Here is a 19,105-nt window from a genome sequence, read left to right as displayed (position 1 = left end):
TCCGAACACATGCGGCACACGTGGCTGCCGCATGCCCGCGAACAGTGAAGGAACCATGTCCAAGCACAGTGTGAAGGCCACCCTGTCGGCCGCGGTGATCGCGACCGCCGTGTTCGGCCCACCCGCGGCGCAGGCCGCGTCGGCACCGCTGAGCGGCGCCCGCGTCGCGGCCCACTTCGACCTGGCCGCCGGTCGTCAGCCGGAGAACGTCGCGCTGTCGCCCGACGGCACCGCCAACATCACGTTCGCCGCGAGCCGCCAGGTCGCACGGGTGACCCGCGACGGCTCGACGCGGATCGTGGCCACCCTGCCCGCTCCGGCCGACGGCGGCGTCCACACCCCGGTGCTGGGCTTCCCGTTGACCACCGGCATCGTGCGGGCCCACGACGGGACGCTCTACGTCCTCTACGCCACCGGCACCGCCGACCTGACCGGCCTGTGGCGGATCCGGCCGGGGTGCGCTCCCGAGCGCATCGCCGGGCTGCCCGCGAACGGGCTGCCCAACGGCCTGGCGCTCGACCCGCGCACCGGCACCCTCTACGTCGCGGACTCCGTGCTCGGCACGATCTGGAGCGTCCCGGTGCGCGGCGGCACCCCGAAGGCGTGGTCCACCGCGCCGGAGCTGGCGTCCACCGGGTTCCTCGGCGTCAACGGCCTCAAGGTGCGCGACGGCGCCCTGTGGGCCACCAACCTGGACCTGGGCACGATCCTGCGCATCCCGCTGGACCGGCCGGGGACCGTGCGGACGACGGCGACCGGGCTCGTCGGGATCGACGACTTCGAGTTCACCGGGCGCGGCGACGAGATCCTCGCGACGCTGGACAGCCCGAACACCGTCGTCCTGGTCCGCCCGGACGGCACCCGCTCCACCGTGCTCGACGCCACCGACGGGCTGCGCAACCCGACGTCGGTCGCGGTCCGCGGCGAAACCGTGTACGTCCTGAGCGCCGCCTACAGCCTCGCCGACGACCCGAACATGCTCCTGGCCCACCTCGACCGGTAGCGCCGACGTGGCGCGGGGCGGCACCACCGCCCCGCGCCACGGCTCAGGACGTCGGGAACCTCTCGACCCACCGCCGCTGCCACGGCGTCTCCACGGCACGGCGGTGGTAGTGCGTGCGGGTCCACGCCACGGCGTCGGAGGCCGGGACCCCGGCGAGCACCGCGAGGCACGACAGCACGGTCCCGGTGCGACCGTGGCCGCCGAAGCAGGCCACCTCGACGCGGTGCCCGGCGCGGGCGAAGTCGTGCAGCTCGCGGATCCGGGCCACGGCGTCGGCCCGGTCGCGCGGCAGCAGGAAGTCCGGCCAGTCGACCCAGTGGTGCGGCCACGTCAGCGCGTGGTCGTGGCGGGCCCGCAGCCGCGAGCCGCCCAGGTAGAGGCCCTGCTCGGGGAGCGGGCCGGTCGGCACGGGGTGGCGCAGGCCCCGGCCGCGGATCCACGTGCCGTCGGGCAGCTCCGTCGCGCCCGTGAGGTGCGTGCTGGTCATGTCCCCATCCTCCCGATCGGGTCACCGAGCCCTTCGACGGCCCCGGATCAACCGAACGGCTGATCGCGGCGTCCACCTTCTCCTCGCCCGGCGACGACCTTCAGCGGATCCCCGGCGCCTCGCGCCGCTGCCATCGTGGTGGTCGCCCGAAACCACAAGGGGGACCCATGAAGGGCATTCGATCGTTACTGGCGACCGGTTTGGCTCTCGCGCTGTTCGGCGCCGCCGTTGCCTCGGCTGATCCCACCACCTCGACCGCGGGCGCGCACCGCGGCGACTGGCCGACGTGGCAGAAAGACCTGTCGGGGACCAGGTTCAACGCCGACGAACGGCGCATCACCCAGCACAACGTCGACGGGCTGCGGCTGAAGTGGGCCTTCGCCTACCCGCACACCGACGCGCCGGTGCGCAGCCAGCCCGCGATCGTCGACGGCGTCGCCTACTTCGGCGGCCCAGACGGCAGGTTCTACGCCCGCGACGCCCGCACCGGGGCCGCCAGGTGGACTTTCGACATGAGCGTCGTCGAGCCGGGCCCGCGACCCGCGATCGCCTGGGACGGCCCGGCTGTGGCGGGCGGCCGGGTGTACTTCGGCGACATCCGCGGCTACGTCTACGCCCTGGACCAGCGCACCGGGACGCTGGTGTGGGCCAAGCAGGTCGACGCGCACCCCTCGGCCACCGTCACCAGCTCGCCGATCGTGTTCGAGGGCCGGGTGTACGTCGGGACGTCCAGCGGCGAGAACACCGCGGGCAAGGACTACGCGTGCTGCACCTTCCGCGGTCACATCGACGCCCTGGACGCGGACACCGGAGCGTTGGCGTGGCGGCACTACACCGTGCCGCAGCCCCAGGCCGTCGGCACGTGGCCCAGCGGCGCCACGAAGTACGAGCCGTCCGGGGCGGGGGTGTGGAGCTCCCCGGTGATCGACGCCAAGACCCGCACGCTCTACGTCGGCACCGGGCAGAACTACACCGGCAGCGCGGGCGACTTCGACACGCTGCTGGCGCTGGACCCGCGCACCGGCGCGGTGAAGTGGCGCAACCAGGTCACCGAGGCCGACACCTGGCGGTCGCTGTGCAACGACCCCGACCCCGAGGGCTACTGCCCCGGACTCAAGGACGGCTCGGCCCTGGACTACGACATCGGCGCGACGCCCAACGTGTTCACCGTCGGTGGCCGCACCCTCGTCGGGGTCGGCCAGAAGGTGGGTGTGTACCACGTGTTCGACGCCCGCACCGGTGAGGTCGTGTGGCGCAGGCAGCTCGGCGTGCCGCTGCCCAGCGGAGGCGTCTCCGGCATCCAGTGGGGCTCCAGCTTCGACGGCAGGCGCCTCTACATCGCCACGTACTTCGCCGACCCCGGCAAGGTCTTCGCCGTCGACCCCGCCACCGGCCGGGTGCTGTGGGAGACCCCGAACCCGGCCGACGGCTGCACCACCGGCGGCGCGGCCCAGCACCCGGACATCTGCAGCCTGGGCCACGGCCCGGCGGTGTCGAGCAGTCCGGGCGTGGTCTACGAGGGCGCCAACGACGGCAAGCTGCGCGCCTACTCCGCGACCACCGGTCGGGTGCTGTGGACCTACGACACGGTCCGCGACTTCACCGGCGTGAACGGTCTGCCGGGCCGCGGCGGCGCGATCTCCGGCGCGGGCGGGGGAGCGGTGGTGTCCGACGGGATGGTCTACGTCCAGGCCGGTTACGCCCCGGCCTACCCCAACCCCGACGGCGGGCACGTGCTGCTGGCGTTCGGACTCTGAGGTCGTTGACGGGGGCGTCCCACGAGGGTGGGGCGCCCCCCGTCCTCGTGATGTGCCACTAGCCGACATATACCGCTTTCCGATATAACATGTCCCATGAGCAGTCGGGTGATGACCGAGCAGACCTTCCTGGTGCTCACTGCGCTGGCGGAGGAGCCGCTGCACGGCTACGCGATCGTGCAGGCGGTCGAGGCGCTGTCCGAGGGGCGGACCCGGCTGCGGGTGGGCACGCTGTACGGGGTGCTCGACCGGCTGGTGGCCGACGGGTTCGCCGAACGGGACCGCGAGGAGGTCCACCAGGGGCGGCTGCGCCGCTACTACCGGCTGACCGACGCCGGGGTGCGGGCCCTGCAGGCGGAGGTCGTGCGGCTGTCGGCGAACGTCGCGGCCGCGGCGTTCGTGCTCAAGGCGAGGGGGGCGTTGTGAGGAGCAACCTGGAGAACCGCTACCGGCGCCTCCTGCGCGTGCTGCCCCGCTGGTACCGCGACGAGCGGGAGGAGGAGATGGTCGGGCTGTTCCTGGCCGACCGCACCGACGACCTCGACCTGGAGCACGGCCGGCCGGGCTGGGGCGAGACCGGTGCCACGCTCGCGCTGGCCGTGCGGACCAGGCTCGCCGCCTCCGCTGCCCCGGACCGCGCCGTCGTGCTGGGCGACGTGGTCCGGCTGGTGGCGATGGTCGGGCTGCTGGTGCAGCTGTCCTACGCCTTCCGCTGGTTCGGCCAGGCGCTGACCTCGACCGCCGTGGAGTCGCCGGGCGCGCCCGCTGTGCCGGTGGCGGTCAACCTGGTCCTGGTGGGCGGTCCGCTCGCGATGTTCACCGGCCACCGCACCCTGGCCAAGGTCCTGGCCGTGCTGACAGCGCTCTACGGCGTGGTGGTGGTCCCGTTGACCGACGGCCCGGTCGCGTTCCTGGGCCTGCTCTGGCAGGTGCCGATGTGGGCGACCGCCGCCGCGCTGCTCGTCGGCTTCCACCGCGACGCGCCCGCCCCGGCGGGCAGGCCGTGGCTGTGGGCGTGCGTCCCGGCCGCCGTGGTCGCGGCGGACTTCGGGGCGCTCACCTCGAGCTCGGCGGTGGTCGTGTTCCTGTCGGCGACCGCGGGCGAGCTCGTCCCGCTGGTCGTCATCGCGGCCGGTGCGGTGCGGTTGGTGCGCGGCGGTTCAGTCGCCTGGACCTTCGCACTCGCCGTGTGGTCGGTGCTCCTGCTGCCGGTGGAGCTGTGGTACCTGACCTTGTACCTGAGCTACCCCAGCGGCACGGCCCTGACCGTCTTCCTGGCGGTGCGCACCGCCGTGCTGGTGGTCGTCGCGGCCGCGCTGGTGGTCGCCGGACTCCGAGGCCTCCGACGACCGCCGCTGCCCGTCACACCTTGACCGGCACCGGGTTCCCCGACGCCTCGATGGCCCGGCGCACCGGCACGAAGATCAGCAGCACGAACCCGACCACGAAGAACACCACCAGCGAGATGATCGCCAGCCGGAACGAGCCCGTCGCCTGGCCGACGCCCGCGAACACCAGCGGGCCCAGCCACGACGTGGACCGCTCGCCGACCTCGTAGAGGGAGAAGTACTGCGCCTCGCGGCCGGGCGGCACCATCTGGCTGAACAGCGACCGCGACAGCGCGTTCGTGCCGCCCAGCACGATCCCGATCCCGGCGGCCAGCCCGTAGAACTGGAACTGCTGCCCGGCCTGCACGAAGAACGCCGCGCCGATCACCACGATCCACACGACGAGGCTGACCTGGATGGTGCGCTTGGCGCCCCACCGCTTCGCGCCCCACCCGTGCAGCACACCGCCGAAGAACGCCACGAACTGCACGATCAGGATCGTCGAGATCAGCACCGTCTCGTCGAGCTTGAGCTCGTCGCGGCCGTACTGCGCCGACACGTTGGCCACCGTGGAGATGCCGTCGGTGTAGATCAGGTAGGTGAACAGGAACGCCAGCGTCAGCGGGAACATCCGCGCCGACCGGAACGTCTGGCCCAGCTCCTTGAACCCCGCCCCGATGACCCCGGCGCCGTGCTCGCGGCCGTGCGGCGCCTGGTGCTGCTTGAGCCGCGCCAACGGGATGAGCGTGAACCCCGCCCACCACAGCCCCGACAGCACGAACGCCACCCGTACCGCCGAACCCTCGGTCAGCCCGATCGCGTCGTGGCCGATGAACAGCGCCAGCTGCACCGCCAGCGCCACCCCGCCGCCGAGGTAGCCGAACGCCCACCCGCGCGCCGACACCGCGTCCCGCTCGTCGGGTGTCGCGATCTCGGGCAGGAACGCGTAGTACACGACGACCGACGAGCCGAAGCAGATGTTGCCCAGGATGAACAGCCCCACCCCCAGGCCCCAGTCGGCCCCGCTGACCAGTCCCAGCGCCATGGTCGCCGCGGCGCCGACGAACGCGAACGCGCCGAGCATCCGCTTCTTGTTCTGCGTCCGGTCGGCGATCGCGCCCATCACCGGCAGCACGAGCACCTGCACCACGGTGGCGATCGACAGCAGGTAGCCCCACAGCGACCCGGCGGGGAAGTGCGCGCCGAACAACGAGATGTCGCACCGCGTCAGCGGCCCGTCGGCGCACGCGTCGGCACCGTTGCGGGCGACGTCGGCGCGCGCGTCCTCCTTGGCGACCGCGGTCAGGTACCCGGAGAGGAACACCGTGGCCACGGAGGTGGGGAACACCGAGTTCGCCCAGTCGTACCAGCACCAACCGAGCTGCTCACGACGTCTGTCGGGGGTGGTGCCCGCACTCTCGGGGCTGCTGTCGACCACGCTCATGACGGCGGACTGTACTGGTCACCCGACCGGACGAAGGACGGTTACCCCAACCTGTTGCCAAGATGCCTTCGGGACGTCAGCCGGCGGTCCACTCCGCGCGCTCCCGCAGCACCTCGCGCAGCACGTCGGGCCGGTCGGTGACCAGCCCGTCCACGCCGAGGTCGAGCAGCCGCTCCATCTCCGCGCGGTCGTCGACCGTCCACACGTGCACCTCCGAGCCGATCCGGTGCGCGGCCCGCACGAACCGGTCGTCCACGATCCGCAGCCGCCCCCGCTCGGCGGGCACCTGCGCCAGCGCCCCGCGCACCGCGAGCCCGGCCACCGGCACCCGGCCCGCCAGCCACAGCGCCCCGGCCGAGCGCGGCCCCATCGACGTCAGCAGCCTCGGGCCGCCCAACCGGCGCAACCGGGCCAACCTGGCGTCGGAGAACGACGCCAGGCACACCCGCCCCATCGCGCCGGCGCGCCGCAGCAGCGCCAGGACCGGCTCCACGGCGGAGTCGGCCTTGACGTCGATGTTGAACAACGCCTCCGGCAGCTCCTCCAGAAGATCACTCAACCGGGTGATCGGCTCGCGCCCGCCGATCTTCGCGTTGCGCACCTCCGACCACGGCAGCGCGGCCACCGCGCCGGTCGCGTCGGTGGTGCGGTCCAGGGTCGTGTCGTGGTGCACCACGACCACCCCGTCCGACGTCGCGTGGACGTCGGTCTCCAGGTAGCGGTACCCCTCGCCCGCCGCGCGGCGGAACCCGCCCAGGGAGTTCTCCATGCCCGCCAGGTCGTCGAGGTGCCACCCCCGGTGGGCGTACGCCCTGGGGTGCGGGCCGGTCAGGTACGGGTGCGTCTCGTTCACGCCACGAGTGTGCACCGGCGGCGTGGCGCTGGAGCGAACGGCGGGTGGCGGGATACCGTCGCGCGCCATGGAACTGGTGACCGAGGCCGAGGGCGCCGTCGGCGTGATCGGCCAACGCCGCGAGGTCGCCCGGCATTGCGCCTGGTGCGGTCGGCGACTGCCCGACCACGGCCGGATCGGACGTCCGAGGCGCTACTGCGCCCAACCCTGCAGGCAACGCGCCTACGAACGGCGCGCCGCCGTGCAGCGGGGCGGACTGCCCGAGGACGCCGTGGTGCTCTCCAGCACCGAGCTCGCCGACCTGCAGGACAGGTTGTTCCAGCTCAGGTGCGCGGCGGAGGACATCATGACGGCCGCGGAGGACGGTGCGGGCGGCGAGGAGCTGCGCGGACTGGCCGCGGGCATGGTCGACGCCGCGCGGGGACTGGAGCGACTGCGCTGAACGGTGGCGGCTTGCCCACGGACGGTGATCTCCACCATCATGGCGCGCAGGTGGCGAGGAGGATTGCGTGAGCGGCAACAGCGCCTTGTACCGCGAGGTGCTCGACCGGGCGAACGTCGGTTTCGGAGTCACGGACCCGCGCGGCATCCTGCGCTGGGCCAACCCGGCGCTGGCGGTGCTGCTGGGCGTCCCGGTGGAGCAGGTCGTCGGCAGGTCGCTGCCCGCGCTGCTGCCCGGCACACCCGAGCGCCCGCGCTCCGGCCTCACCCTGCTCACCCCCAGCACGTGCGCCCAGGGCCACCGGTGGCTGGAGGTGTCCTGCCGCCGCATCTCGCCCGACGAGATGCTCTACCAGATGGTCGACGTGTCGGCGTGGCGCGACCGCGAGCTGGAGGCCACGCACGAGGCCGACGCGCTGCGCCGCGCGCAGGTGCTGGGCCGGATGGGCACCTGGGAGTGGCACATCGCCGAGGACCGGGTGGTGTGGTCGGACACGCTGCTCGAGATGTGGGGCATGCCCAAGGACAGCGAGCTCGACTTCGTCGGGTACATCGCGATGGTGCACCCCGACGACCGGGCCATGATCCAGTCCGTCCTCGAGGAGGCGATGCGCACGGCGGCGGGGTTCAGCTTCACCCACCGCATGGTGCGCCCCGACGAGGGGACCGGGGAGGTCGTCGAGCGGGTGTTCGAGTGCTTCGGCGAGGTCGTGCACGACGACGAGGGCGTCCCGGTGCGCGCGATGGGCACCGCGCACGACATCACCACCGCGCGGCGGGTGCACGACGAGCTGCTGCTGATGGCCGAGCAGGACCCGCTGACCGGGCTGTCGAACCGGCGCGCGATCACCCGTGAGCTGGAGCGCCAGCTCGCGACCGGCGGCGACGGGGCGTTGCTGCTGCTGGACCTGGACAATTTCAAGGACGTCAACGACCTGCGCGGGCACGCGGTGGGCGACCGGCTGATGCGGTCGCTGGCCACCGCCCTGCGGTCCCGGCTGGACGACCCGCAGCTCATCGGCCGGATCGGCGGCGACGAGTTCGCGGTCGTGCTGCCCGGACTCTCCCAGACCGAGGCCGAGGTCGTCGCGAACGGGCTGCGCGACGCGGTGGCCGCGCTGCCGCTGGTCGGGGTCGCCCCGAACGCGCGCATCACGATCAGCACCGGCGTCGCGGCCTACACCGCCGGTGACGCCTGGGAGATGGTGCTGGCCAACGCCGACCTCGCCCTGTACGCGTCGAAGGCCGCCGGCCGCAACCGGGTCACCGTGTACGAGCCGGGCCACTACGCCGACACCGTGAAGCGCGTGTCGGTCAACGACCGCCTGCGCACCGCGTTGGACTCCGGAGGCCTCGCGCTGCACGCGATGCCGATGGTGCAGCTGATCTCCGGCAAGGTGCTCGGCCACGAGATCCTGCTGCGCCTGGAGGACGGCCAGGAGCCCTACCTCGGTCCCGCGGAGTTCCTCCCGGAGGCCGAGCGGTCGAACCTGGTGCACGACATCGACCGCTGGGTCCTCAGCAAGGCCATCGACACCCTGGTCGAGCACCCGGACCCGGACCTGAAGTTCAACGTGAACGTCTCCGGCCGCACGCTGGAGGACGAGGAGTTCGCCGGGTTCGTGCTCGACCGCCTCGCCGGTGCGGGGGTGGCGCCCGGTCGGTTGGGGCTGGAGATCACCGAGACCGCGGCGGTGACGAACCTGGACGCCGCCCGGTCGCTCGCGTTGAAGCTGCGCGGGTTCGGCTGCCGGATCACCCTGGACGACTTCGGTTCCGGCTTCGGGTCCTTCATCCACCTCAAGCACCTGCCGATCACCGGCATCAAGATCGACGGCGAGTTCGTGCGCGGCATCGACGAGCACAGCACCGACGCGGTGCTGGTGTCCGGGATCGTGGAGATCGCCCGCGGCCTGGGGCTCTCGGCGGTCGCGGAGTGGGTCGAGCGGCCCACCCAGGTCGAGGCGCTCATCCGGTTGGGCGTCCGCGTGGGCCAGGGATTCCACCTCGGCAAGCCGCGCCCGCTGGCCGAGGTCCTCGCGGAACGGACGTTGGGGCCGAACGGGGCATTGAACTCCACCCGGTAGGACAACATGATGGGCGCGTTCGGGGATTCCAGCTGAGAACAGGAACCACCAAGTGCCCCAGGTAAACCCGGCCCGAGGGCTGCGTCGGATCGAGCTGAGCACCGACGCGCCCGAGGCGACCGCGGACTTCTACTCTCAGCTGCTCGGCTGGTCGGTGCTCGCCGAGCCGGACGACGTGTTCGGCGGCTGGGTGGGCGACCGGCTCGCGGTCCACATCTCACCGGGTGAGGGCGGGTGGCGGCTGGTGTTCGGCGGCACTCCCGCGCGCCCGCTGCACCACGGCGCCGCCGCCGACCGCGGTCGGGTGCTGCACGGCCCGTGGGCGCCCGAACCCCGGCCGGGGGAACCCTGCTGGGTGGAGCTGGCCGGTGAGGCCGACGCCGACGACCACTACACGGCGGAGCTGGGCTGGCACGTGCGCGAGGTGGACACGACCACGCTCTACGAGGCCGAGCTCGACGCGGCCCGCCGTGCCGTGGCCGGGCGCTGCGCGGCCGACGGCGACCTCGCGGCCGGGTGGTTGGTGTACTTCTCGGTGCCCGACGTAGCGGCCGCGGCGGCCATCGCGGTGGAGCTGGGCGGCTCGGTCGTCGTCGCACCGCACACCGCGCACACGGGCCTGGCCGCGGCCATCGCCGCGCCCGCCGGTGGTGTCGTCGGCGTGCTGCAAGCCCCGGCGGGCTGGGGCGGCTCGTTGGCCACCACCACGACCGCCGGTCCTGTGGAGGCCATGCCCTGACCCGTGTCCGGTGCCGCGGGCGGTCGTGCGACCGCCCGCGTCCCGGTTCACAGCTCCGGCGGGAACCCTCCGGTGGCGATCGGGCCCCACCGCTCGATCGTGATCCGGATCAGGCTCTTGCCCTGCCGCACCATCGCCTCCCGGTACTCGTCCCAGTCCGGGTGCTCACCGGCGATGCACCGGAAGTACTCCACCAGCGGCTCGACCGACTCCGGCAGGTCCAGCACCTCCGCGCGCCCGTCGACCTGCACGTAGGGACCGTCCCAGTCGTCGGACAGCACGCACATCGTGACCCGGTCGTCACGGCGGGCGTTGCGCGACTTCGCCCGCCGCGGGTAGGTCGACACGACGATCCGCCCGTCGGTGTCCACCCCGCACGACACCGGCGACACCTGCGGACGCCCGTCGGCGCGCTGGGTGATCAGCAGGCCGCGGTGGCGCGGCCGGAGGAACTCGAGCAGGCTGTCCCGCTCCACGACATCGGCGGTGGCGATCTTCGGCATACCGACCACCCTAGGCCGCCGGGTCATCGGCGGCCGGATGCCACGGCGGTTACCTGGACGCGCCGGCGCGGCTCGGGTCGACCGCCTCGCCTGGGGGTCTGGGGGCGGCACGGGCACCCCGGCTGCGGCAGGATGACGGCATGGCGCGGTTCACCTCCTACGACGGCACCGAGCTGGCCTACCGCGTGACCGGCACCGGGCGGCCGCTGCTGTGCCTGCCCGGCGGCGCGGGCCGCGCGGGCTCCTACCTGGGCGACCTCGGCGGGCTGTCCGAACACCGGCAGCTGGTGGTGCTGGACAACCGGGGGACCGGCGACTCCGACGCCCCCGCCGACCCGGCCACCTACCGCCGCGACCGCCTCGCCCACGACGTCGAGGCGCTGCGCGGGCACCTGGGCCTGGGCCGCGTCGACGTGCTCGGCCACGCGGCCGGTGCCGGGATCGCCATGGCCTACGCCGTCGACCACACCGACCGGCTGCGGTCCCTCGTCCTGCTCTCCCCGGCGCTGCGCGCGGTCGACCTCACCCCGACCACCGAGGACCGGGCCCGCTACCTGGCGTCCCGCTCGGGCGAACCCTGGTTCGCCGACGCGACCGCGGCGCTGGAGCTGCTGCACACCGGTGCGGACGAACCGTCCGCGCGGGTCCGCGCCGCGCCCCTGTTCTACGGCCGCTGGGACGCCGCTGCCCGCGCGCACGCCGAGGCCGAAGCGGGGGAGCGGTCGCCGGAGGCGCTGCGCGGGTACTGGGCCGAGGGCGCCTTCGCCCCGGGGCACACCAGGCGCGCCCTGATGGAGCTCGACGTCCCGCTGCTGGTGCACGTCGGGGACGCCGACCCCATCGCCCCGACTTACCGGTGCGCCGAGCTCGTCGACCTGATCCCCGGCGCGACCCTCTCGGTGCAGCCCGGCGGCGGGCACTTCCCGTGGCTCGACGACCCGGACCACCTGGTGAAGCGGCTCGCCGACTTCCCGCACTGAACCCGTGGGGCCGAACGGGTGGTCGTTGCGTCCACCCCGTGCCTGGCGTTGCCGGACGTGAGGATCGCTCCGTATTCGTCCGAACAGCGCTGCCCTCCTCCCACCGTGGTCACCCACCCCGGCGGCCACGGTCACCACCAGTGAGGAAGGCATATGACGCTCAGAACCACGGCGACCGCCACCCTGGCGACCATCGCCCTCGTGATCACCACCGCTCCACCCGCCTCCGCGGTCGACGGCAACCTCCCCGGCGGCACCGGGATCGCCACGACCATCAGCACACCCGCCGACGGCGCCGTCTTACCGGCCGGACCGGTCACCGTCACCGGCACCGCCTCGGTGGGCCAGGCCCAGCCGGTCGCGAACACCTCCATCACCTACGTCCTCGACGTCTCCGGCAGCACCACCTCCGGGGTGGCGGCCGGGTGCGGGGGAGACCAGAACGGCGACGGCGCCCCCAACCAGGTCCTCGACTGCGAGGTCACCGCGGCCCGCGCCCTCAACGCGCAGGCCGTGGGCCTGGGGACCGTGGGGCAGGTCGGCGTCGCGGCGTTCGGCCAGGTCGGCGCCACCGCCGACGTCAAGCCCGCCGGGGGAGACCAGCTGGTCACCGGCCCCGCCACCGACGACAACGGCAACGGCACCCGCGACGTCGAGGAGGTCCTGACCTCCGCCACCAACAGCCCCACCGGCGGCCTCACCCGGTTCTCCGCCCGCAGCATCGGCGGCTCGACCAACTTCGCCGACGGCATCAGCAAGTCCACGACCGTCGCGGCGGCCACCACCACACCGCAGCGCATCGTGGTGTTCCTGTCCGACGGCATGAACAACGGCCCCGCCATCGCCGGGCCCCTGGGCGCCGTGCCCGCCGACATCGACTACTTCACCTTCGCCGTCGGCACCGGCTCCTCCTGCGGCAGCGGCGCGGACACCCTCCAGCAGATCGCCGACGCCACCGGCGGCACGTGCACCAACGTCCCCGACGTCGCCCAGCTGCCGTCGATCCTGCCCGGCGTCATCTCCGCCAAGCTCACCGCGCTGTCCCTGCGCGTCGACGGCGGCGCCCCGGCCCCGATCACCGCGACCACCCCCGGCCTGCCGCAGGACGGGCCCGCCTCGGTCACCTACACGACCACGACCGCGGCCCTCGGCGCGGGCAGCCACCAGCTGTGCGTCACCGCCGCGGGCACCGACGGCGGCGGCGACGGCACCGTGACCGACTGCCACACGATCACCATCAACGCGCCCCCGGTCGTCGTCATCGGCGGCCCGTACGCCGGGCAGGAGGGCACGAACGTCACCCTCGCCGGGACCGTCACCGATCCCGACGGTCCGAGCCTGACCACCGCGTGGACGATCGCCCCGGCCTCGGGGGTCGACGCGGGGGCCACCTGCGCCTTCGGCAACGCCGCCGCCCAGTCCACGACGGTCAAGTGCACCGACGACGGCGTCTACACCCTCACCCTGACGGCGAACGACGGCATCAACCCCGCCGTAGCCAGGACCACGACGCTCACCCTGACCAACGTCGCACCCGCCGTCACGATCACCGCGCCCACCGCGGGCGCCCTGGTCACCCGCGGCACCCCGGTCACCTTCACCGCGCCGTTCACCGACATCGCCACCAACGACACCCACACCTGCACGGTCGACTTCGCCGACGGCACCCCCGTCGTCGCGGGCACCGTCACCCAGGCTCCGGGCTCCGGCACCTGCGCCACCACCCACCCGTTCACCGCCCTGGGCGCGCACAACGTCCTGGTGACCGTCACCGACGACGACGGCGCCTCGGCCACCGCCGTGGTCAAGGTCGTCATCTACCTGCGCGGCGAGGCCTTCGCCCTGGCCGCCACCGGCCTGGTCACCGTGGCCAAGACCCCGCACGCCACCTGCCCGCCCAACGAGGACAAGACCGTCGCCACCGTGACCGTCCTCGGCCTGGCCACCGTGCAGGCCCTGCACGCCGACTGCGCGCTGGACGCCGCCACCGGCACCACCGTCGCCACCGCCAAGGTGGACGGCGCCTCCCTGCTGGGCGGCGCCATCACCATCGCCAACATCGAGAGCCGCTGCGAGTCCGGCGCGCCCGGCGTGTTCGGGTCTTCCCGCGTCGGCACCATCAACGGCACACCCATCGGCACCGGCTCCGGATCCCTCGGCATCCCCGGCGTCGCCCAGGTCTTCTACAACGAGACCACCACCACCCCGAGCGGCCAGCTCGTGCAGAACGCCATCCGCGTCCGCACCCTGCTGGGCCAGGAGATCATCCTGTCCGGCTGCCGCCTCGGCTGACCCGCAGGGCGTGCGGGGAACTCACCGGTTCCCCGCACGCCCCAGGATCCCCTCGACCACCTCGGTCTTCGCGTCCGCGTACTCCTGGACGTAGGACCACGTCCGCGCGGCCAACCCCCGCTTGGTCGCCTCGTAGAGCTCGCGCTCGGCGTCCACCGACCGCAACCGGTCCCGGAACCGCAGGCACCGCCCGATCTCCGGGTGCCCCGCCGTGTACACGTGCAGGTTGACGTCCGTGTCTGGCCCCTTGAACAGCCGGTGCTCGTCGGCCTCCGGCTCCCGGATCCTCAGCACGTACCCCGCCGCCTCCAACGCGGGCAGGTAGGCGTCCTCGTCCGCGGAGTCCGGCACCCCCAGCACCACGTCCACGATCGGCTTCGCCGCCAGCCCCGGCACCGACGTCGACCCGATGTGCTCCACCACCACCGCGACCGGGCCCAGCACCGCCCGGATCCGCTCCTCCTCACGCCGGAACAGACCCGGCCACGCCGGGTCGTACTCGACGAGCGTCACCGTCGAGTCCAGCCTGGGCGGCTCCTCGACGAACACCTTCCGCAACCGGTCCTCCATGGACTCGGCGGACTCAGGCATGACCATCCCCTCCGGTAGGCAGCCGTCCAGGGTAGCGCGGTCACTTCGGCAGCCGGACCGCCTTGTCCCGCAGCTCCGCGAACAGGTCCCCGCCGTGGGTCACCCGCGCCACCACGTCGGCGGCCAGGAACACCAGGTCCTCCGCCCTCGCGCACGCCTCCACCTCGGCCCACGACACCGGCGTCGACACCGCGGGCCGCGACCGCGCCCGCAACGAGTACGGCGCCACCGTCGTCTTGCCCCGGTTGTTCTGCGACCAGTCGATCAGGACCTTGCCGCGCCGCACCGCCTTCGCCATCGTCGACACGACCAGCTCGGGGTGCTCCGCCGCCAACCGCTGCGCCAGGTCCTTCGCGTACTCCGCGGTCCGCTCCGGCGCCGACACCTCGACCGCCGCGTACAGCTGCATCCCCTTCGACCCGCTCGTCTTCGCGAACACCGCCATCCCGTCGCGCTCCAGCTCGGCCCGCACCAGCATCGCCACCCGGCAGCACTCCACCACCGTCGCGGGCGTCCCCGGATCCAGGTCGAACACCAGCAGGTCGGGGGTGTGCCGCCCGCCGCGCGGCCCCACACCCCACTGCGGCACGTGCAGCTCCAACGCCGCCAGGTTCGCCACCCACACCAGCGTCGGCAGGTCCTCCACCAGCACGAAGTCCGCGTACTCGTGGCCCCGCGCGCTGCCCGGCGTCTCGATCCGCACCGTCCTCACCCAGTCCGGCGCGTGCCGCGGCACGTTCTTCTCGTAGAACGACGGCCCGTCCACCCCGTCCGGGTACCGGCGCAGCGTCACCGGGCGCCCCGCCAGGTGCGGCAGCAGCACCGGCGCGATCCGCGAGTAGTAGTCGATCACCTCGGCCTTGGTGAACCCGTGCTCGGGGAACAGCACCTTCCCCAGGTTCGACAGCCGCAGCACCCGCCCGTCCACCCGCACCGTCGCCGTCTCACCCACGCCACACCTCCGTCACCGACCGCCACCGGGCCCGATGGCCACCACCACCCAGTCCGCCGACCGCGCACCGGGGGAGTAGGGGGAATCCGACCTCTTCGCCACCACCCCCGACAACCCCTGCTCCCGCCCGGCCTCCACGACCGCCGCCCCGTCACCGGGGAACGACGGGGGAGTCAGCCAGTGCCGACCGGCCAGCTCCAGCTCCTCCAGCAGCACCCGCCGGTCGGAGTGCGCCAGCCCCAGCGTCGACCGCCCCTCCAGGTGCAGCACGTCGACCACCAGCAGGGTCACCGGCGTCGCCTTCGCCAGCTTCCGCGCCCGCGCCGTCGAGTCCACCCCGACCCGCCGCCGCAACGCCTCGGCGCTCGGCCGTCCGCCGTCGAACGCCACCACCACCCCGTCCAGCACCGCCTGCGTCATCCCCAACCGCGCGCCCAGCCCCTGCAGCTCCGGGTACGCCGCCGTCACGTCCTCACCCGACCCCGTCGACAGGGTCACCCGGCCGCCCTCGACCCGCGCCAGCACCCGCGCGCCGTCCCACGCGAACTCGTACGACCACCCCGCGTCGTCCGCGGGCAGCGACCCGGCCGTCGGCAGCATCGGCCGCAGGTCCTCCGGCAGCGACTCCCAGTCCGACCGCGCCGCCACGTGCCGCCGCCGCACCATCCAGTCCTTCGACGCCCCACCGGAACCCTCGCGGCGGAAGAACACGAACTCGCCCTCGACGCGGTCCCCGTGCAGCACCACGTCGACCTCGCGGTCGCTCCACTTCACCGTCTCGTACCGGCCGCGGTCCCACAGGAACATCTCCCCGCCGCCGTACTCGCCCTTCGGGATCACCCCCGAGAACTCCGCGTACTCCACCGGGTGGTCCTCGGTGCGCACCGCCAGCCGGATCGTCCCCGGCTCCGGCGGCAGCCCCTTCGGCACCGCCCACGACACCAGCACCCCGCCGCGTTCCAACCGCACGTCCCAGTGCAGCGACGAAGCGTGGTGCTCCTGGATCACGAACGTGTCGTCGTCGCCGTGGGGGAGCACGGCGGGATCGGGCACGGGTTCGGGAGTGCGACCGGGATCCCGCTTGCGCCGGTACTCCGAGAGGTCCGCCATCAGGCGGAGCTGGCCTTCTTCTCCGCCGCCGCCTTCTTCTTCCCCGGTTTCGCCGGTTCCGCACGGGACGCCTTGGCCGCCTCCACACTGCGCTCCAGCGCCGTCATCAGGTCGATGACCTCACCCTTCTCCTCGGACTCCTCGGTGGCGGGCAGCACGGCTCCCTCGGCCTTCGCCGTGATCAGCTTCTCCATCGCGTCCCGGTAGTCGTCGGTGAAGTCCTCCTCCTCGAACGACCCCACCATGCTCTCCACCAGCGACGCCGCCATCCGCAGCTCCTGCGGCCGCACCTCCACGTCGCCGCCCAGGAAGTCGAACTCCGGCCGCCGGATCTCGTCGGGCCACAGCATCGTGTGCAGCACCAGCACGTCGTCGCGCGCCCGCAGCGTCGCCAACGTCTGCCGCTGCCGCATCGTGATCTTCACGACCGCCAGCCGCTCCGCGTCCTCCAGCGCCGTCCGCAGCAGCACGTACGGCCGCACCGCGGTCTTGTCCGGCTCCAGGTAGTAGGACTTCTGGAAGTAGATCGGGTCGATCTCCTCCACGGGCACGAACTCCAGCACCTGGATCGACCGGTCCGTCTCGATCGGCAACGTCTCCAGGTCCTCGTTGTCGATCATCACCACCCGACCGTCGTCCAGCTCGTACCCCTTGGCGATGTCGGCGAACGCCACCTCTTCACCGCACGTGGAGCACACACGCCTGTACTTGATGCGACCGCCGTCCTCGCGGTGCATCTGGTGGAACCGGAAGTCGTGCTCCTCCGTGGCCGAGAACAACCGCACACCGATCGTGACCAGCCCGAACGAGATCGCCCCGCGCCAGATCGCCCTCATGGCAACTTGCTACCCCGGAAATGCGGAAAGCGCACTCCCACGTCACCCACACGGACTAACGCACCGGCGGCTGCTTCCCCTCCCGCACCCGCTCCAGGCTCCGCTGCAACGCCACCACCAGATCCACCGCACCCGTTTCCTCCGGCCCCCGCGCCGCCGGTATCACCGCCCCCGAGCTCTTCGCCTCGATCACCGCCTCCAACGCGTCCCGGTAGTCGTCGGTGAACGCCGCGTGGTCGAACTCGGTCGTCATCGAGTTCACCAACGACAACGCCATCTTCAACTCCTGCGGCCGCGCCCCGACCTCGGGCAGCTCGAACCCCGGATCCCTCACCTCGTCCGGCCACAGCAGCGTGTGCAGCACCAGCAGATCCCCTCGCGGCCTCACCACCGCCAACGTCTCCCGTCGCCTCAACGTGATCTTCACGACCGCCATCCGCCAAGACCGCTCCAACGCCTCCCGCAGCAGGACGTACGACGGCAACCCCACCTCATCCGGCCGGAGGAAGTAGCTGCGGTGCAGGAAGATCGGGTCGATCTGCTCCGCGGACACGAACTCGACCACATCGATCGTGTGATCCGACGACGACGGCAACCCCTCGAAATCCTCTGGCTCCACCACCACCAACCGCCCATCCCCCAACCGATACCCCTTCCCCAGCTCCTCAGCCGGAACCTCCTCCCCACACACCGAACACACCTTCCGATGCCGAACCTGCCCCCCGTCAACCCGATGCACCTGATGAAACCGAAACCCGTGCTCCTCGGTAGCCCCGAACACCCGCACCGGTATCGACACCAACCCGAACGAAACCGCCCCACGCCACAAAGCCCTCATACCACCCACAAAACACCCCCCGAACGCCCGTGCGAACCCAAGTCACCCGCACGCACCACCTACTACTCCACCTGCCCAACCACCCCCGAGTTCTGTGGGTGTGGTGGCGATGTGTGGTGTGCCTCCGTCTCTTCCTGTCTGTCCCCGTCCCTGTCATGGTTCTTGGGCCCTTGGCCCCCTGCCCTTTTCTCTGCAGGAGAACGGAAATCCTCGACTACCTGGCCTTGGGGCAAGTCCCGGTAGCGGATCAGTGCGCAGTCCGGTTTGGGGAGCGGTTGGTGGGTGTCGGTGTGGTGTTCCCAGCGGATGCGGATGCGGAGGTGCCGGTACCGGTGCAGCCCGGTAGCCCGGAGTTGATGCGTTCGGCGACCCGGCGCGGGTCGCCTGGCCTGGACCGTGCGCGGTGTGCTGCCGGGCCAGAACCGTTGTGATGCCTCGGTCCCGCAACGTGTGGTGGTGTTGTTGCTGTCGTAGATGTGGTCTCCGGGCAGTGTGTCCGGGTGGTGTGGCGGGTGGCCGCGTCTGCCGTGTACCCGCGTCTGCCGTGTATCGGCCGGTGCTGCTTCGATCGGTGGTAATGGTGACCGGTGGTAATGGTCGGGTGGGGTCATGGGCGTTGCCGCCGGTGAGGATCACCGCCAACGGGATGCCTCCACCGTCGGCGGTCCAATGATGCTGGGAGCCGGTGCGGCCGTGGCCGCACCGGGCTCGGGCCGGTCACGCCCCCTGTGGCGCCCTCGTACGAGAGGAGTTCGCGACCGTGCGGGGCCGGTCGATCCGGTCGGCCCCGCGGAGTTCGGCGGAGTTGGGCGGGTATCACCTTGTGCAGGTGGTGCCGGACACCGGCCTCGTTCCGGTCCCGTG

At 72.5% G+C, this 19,105-nt stretch carries 18 protein-coding genes; 9 read left to right on the top strand and 9 right to left on the bottom strand.

The features are described from left to right. Window positions 1–55 precede the first annotated feature (55 nt). Entirely contained in the window at window positions 56–1,003 is a 948-nt protein-coding gene (locus CLV43_RS38730; protein ID WP_106194088.1) for a hypothetical protein, read from the top strand. 43 nt (window positions 1,004–1,046) lie between these two features. Here the strand turns inward: CLV43_RS38730 and CLV43_RS38725 are convergent, their stop codons facing one another. Next, window positions 1,047–1,490 (bottom strand): protein-tyrosine phosphatase family protein, encoded by a 444-nt coding sequence (locus CLV43_RS38725; protein WP_106194084.1) that lies wholly within the window; start codon window positions 1,488–1,490, stop codon window positions 1,047–1,049. A 167-nt stretch (window positions 1,491–1,657) separates the two neighbouring features. On the opposite strand from CLV43_RS38725, the gene CLV43_RS38720 reads away from it, so the two are divergent. The 3 genes from CLV43_RS38720 to CLV43_RS38710 all read left to right on the top strand — a co-directional run bounded on the left by CLV43_RS38720 (window position 1,658) and on the right by CLV43_RS38710 (window position 4,620). Next, window positions 1,658–3,247 (top strand): outer membrane protein assembly factor BamB family protein, encoded by a 1,590-nt coding sequence (locus CLV43_RS38720; RefSeq protein WP_106194081.1) that lies wholly within the window; start codon window positions 1,658–1,660, stop codon window positions 3,245–3,247. A gap of 96 nt (window positions 3,248–3,343) precedes the next feature. Continuing rightward, window positions 3,344–3,673, top strand: a complete 330-nt coding sequence (locus CLV43_RS38715) for a PadR family transcriptional regulator (protein WP_245887297.1) — start codon at window positions 3,344–3,346, stop codon at window positions 3,671–3,673. After that, complete coding sequence (locus CLV43_RS38710) at window positions 3,670–4,620, top strand: hypothetical protein (RefSeq protein ID WP_106194076.1); 951 nt, start codon at window positions 3,670–3,672, stop codon at window positions 4,618–4,620. Before CLV43_RS38715 ends, CLV43_RS38710 begins: the two co-directional genes overlap by 4 nt. Here CLV43_RS38710 and CLV43_RS38705 read toward each other — a convergent pair. Further along, on the bottom strand, window positions 4,610–6,019 hold the full coding sequence (locus tag CLV43_RS38705) for an MFS transporter (RefSeq protein ID WP_106194073.1): 1,410 nt from the start codon (window positions 6,017–6,019) through the stop codon (window positions 4,610–4,612). The genes CLV43_RS38710 and CLV43_RS38705 overlap by 11 nt on opposite strands. 76 nt (window positions 6,020–6,095) lie before the next feature. Further along, window positions 6,096–6,872, bottom strand: a complete 777-nt coding sequence (locus CLV43_RS38700; protein WP_245887295.1) for a glycerophosphodiester phosphodiesterase family protein — start codon at window positions 6,870–6,872, stop codon at window positions 6,096–6,098. A 67-nt stretch (window positions 6,873–6,939) separates the two neighbouring features. Here CLV43_RS38700 and CLV43_RS38695 point away from each other — a divergent pair, with 67 nt between their 5' ends. From CLV43_RS38695 to CLV43_RS38685, 3 genes are all read left to right on the top strand, one after another. Next, a complete protein-coding gene (locus CLV43_RS38695; RefSeq protein WP_106194068.1) occupies window positions 6,940–7,314 on the top strand; it encodes a hypothetical protein in 375 nt (124 codons plus the stop codon). 67 nt (window positions 7,315–7,381) lie between these two features. After that, window positions 7,382–9,400, top strand: a complete 2,019-nt coding sequence (locus CLV43_RS38690; protein ID WP_245887293.1) for a putative bifunctional diguanylate cyclase/phosphodiesterase — start codon at window positions 7,382–7,384, stop codon at window positions 9,398–9,400. 52 nt (window positions 9,401–9,452) lie between these two features. Continuing rightward, a complete protein-coding gene (locus CLV43_RS38685; RefSeq protein ID WP_106194065.1) occupies window positions 9,453–10,139 on the top strand; it encodes a VOC family protein in 687 nt (228 codons plus the stop codon). Window positions 10,140–10,186: 47 nt separating this feature from the next. Here CLV43_RS38685 and CLV43_RS38680 read toward each other — a convergent pair whose 3' ends face one another. Further along, window positions 10,187–10,642, bottom strand: a complete 456-nt coding sequence (locus CLV43_RS38680; RefSeq protein WP_106194063.1) for a PPOX class F420-dependent oxidoreductase — start codon at window positions 10,640–10,642, stop codon at window positions 10,187–10,189. Window positions 10,643–10,782: 140 nt separating this feature from the next. On the opposite strand from CLV43_RS38680, the gene CLV43_RS38675 reads away from it, so the two are divergent. After that, window positions 10,783–11,622 carry an alpha/beta fold hydrolase gene (locus tag CLV43_RS38675; RefSeq protein WP_106194060.1) on the top strand — a complete coding sequence of 280 codons (840 nt, stop codon included), beginning with the start codon at window positions 10,783–10,785 and terminating at the stop codon, window positions 11,620–11,622. A 153-nt stretch (window positions 11,623–11,775) separates the two neighbouring features. Beyond that, entirely contained in the window at window positions 11,776–13,914 is a 2,139-nt protein-coding gene (locus CLV43_RS50230) for a PKD domain-containing protein (protein WP_106194058.1), read from the top strand. Between the two features lie 21 nt (window positions 13,915–13,935). Here the strand turns inward: CLV43_RS50230 and CLV43_RS38665 are convergent, their stop codons facing one another. The 5 genes from CLV43_RS38665 to ku (CLV43_RS38645) are packed head-to-tail and all read right to left on the bottom strand — an operon-like array spanning window position 13,936 to window position 18,241. Then, the gene (locus CLV43_RS38665; RefSeq protein ID WP_106194530.1) at window positions 13,936–14,505 is read right to left on the bottom strand and encodes a GrpB family protein; all 570 of its coding nucleotides are present in this window, start codon (window positions 14,503–14,505) and stop codon (window positions 13,936–13,938) included. 40 nt (window positions 14,506–14,545) lie between these two features. Beyond that, complete coding sequence (ligD, locus tag CLV43_RS38660) at window positions 14,546–15,457, bottom strand: non-homologous end-joining DNA ligase (RefSeq protein WP_106194055.1); 912 nt, start codon at window positions 15,455–15,457, stop codon at window positions 14,546–14,548. A 12-nt stretch (window positions 15,458–15,469) separates the two neighbouring features. After that, a complete protein-coding gene (locus CLV43_RS38655; protein ID WP_106194052.1) occupies window positions 15,470–16,567 on the bottom strand; it encodes a DNA polymerase ligase N-terminal domain-containing protein in 1,098 nt (365 codons plus the stop codon). Further along, window positions 16,567–17,403, bottom strand: coding sequence for a non-homologous end joining protein Ku (ku, locus tag CLV43_RS38650; protein ID WP_106194050.1), 837 nt, complete (start codon window positions 17,401–17,403; stop codon window positions 16,567–16,569). The genes CLV43_RS38655 and ku (CLV43_RS38650) overlap by 1 nt, the downstream gene beginning before the upstream one ends. Window positions 17,404–17,458: 55 nt before the next feature. Next, window positions 17,459–18,241 carry a non-homologous end joining protein Ku gene (gene ku, locus CLV43_RS38645; RefSeq protein ID WP_106194047.1) on the bottom strand — a complete coding sequence of 261 codons (783 nt, stop codon included), beginning with the start codon at window positions 18,239–18,241 and terminating at the stop codon, window positions 17,459–17,461. Window positions 18,242–19,105 lie beyond the last annotated feature (864 nt).

Origin of the sequence: Umezawaea tangerina (assembly GCF_003002815.1) — a bacterium.
GTDB classification, from domain to species: domain Bacteria; phylum Actinomycetota; class Actinomycetes; order Mycobacteriales; family Pseudonocardiaceae; genus Umezawaea; species Umezawaea tangerina.
This window is presented reverse-complemented; position numbering and strand designations above follow the sequence as displayed.

Bases quoted from the DNA above. Each gene is read 5' to 3' on its own strand.
- CLV43_RS38730 (WP_106194088.1), top strand. From the start codon at position 56: ATGTCCAAGCACAGTGTGAAGGCCACCCTGTCGGCCGCGGTGATCGCG.
- CLV43_RS38725 (WP_106194084.1), bottom strand. From the start codon at position 1,490: ATGACCAGCACGCACCTCACGGGCGCGACGGAGCTGCCCGACGGCACG.
- CLV43_RS38720 (WP_106194081.1), top strand. From the start codon at position 1,658: ATGAAGGGCATTCGATCGTTACTGGCGACCGGTTTGGCTCTCGCGCTG.
- CLV43_RS38715 (WP_245887297.1), top strand. From the start codon at position 3,344: ATGAGCAGTCGGGTGATGACCGAGCAGACCTTCCTGGTGCTCACTGCG.
- CLV43_RS38705 (WP_106194073.1), bottom strand. From the start codon at position 6,019: ATGAGCGTGGTCGACAGCAGCCCCGAGAGTGCGGGCACCACCCCCGAC.
- CLV43_RS38695 (WP_106194068.1), top strand. From the start codon at position 6,940: ATGGAACTGGTGACCGAGGCCGAGGGCGCCGTCGGCGTGATCGGCCAA.
- CLV43_RS38680 (WP_106194063.1), bottom strand. From the start codon at position 10,642: ATGCCGAAGATCGCCACCGCCGATGTCGTGGAGCGGGACAGCCTGCTC.
- CLV43_RS38675 (WP_106194060.1), top strand. From the start codon at position 10,783: ATGGCGCGGTTCACCTCCTACGACGGCACCGAGCTGGCCTACCGCGTG.
- CLV43_RS50230 (WP_106194058.1), top strand. From the start codon at position 11,776: ATGACGCTCAGAACCACGGCGACCGCCACCCTGGCGACCATCGCCCTC.
- CLV43_RS38665 (WP_106194530.1), bottom strand. From the start codon at position 14,505: ATGCCTGAGTCCGCCGAGTCCATGGAGGACCGGTTGCGGAAGGTGTTC.
- CLV43_RS38655 (WP_106194052.1), bottom strand. From the start codon at position 16,567: ATGGCGGACCTCTCGGAGTACCGGCGCAAGCGGGATCCCGGTCGCACT.
- ku (WP_106194050.1), bottom strand. From the start codon at position 17,403: ATGAGGGCGATCTGGCGCGGGGCGATCTCGTTCGGGCTGGTCACGATC.
- ku (WP_106194047.1), bottom strand. From the start codon at position 18,241: ATGAGGGCTTTGTGGCGTGGGGCGGTTTCGTTCGGGTTGGTGTCGATA.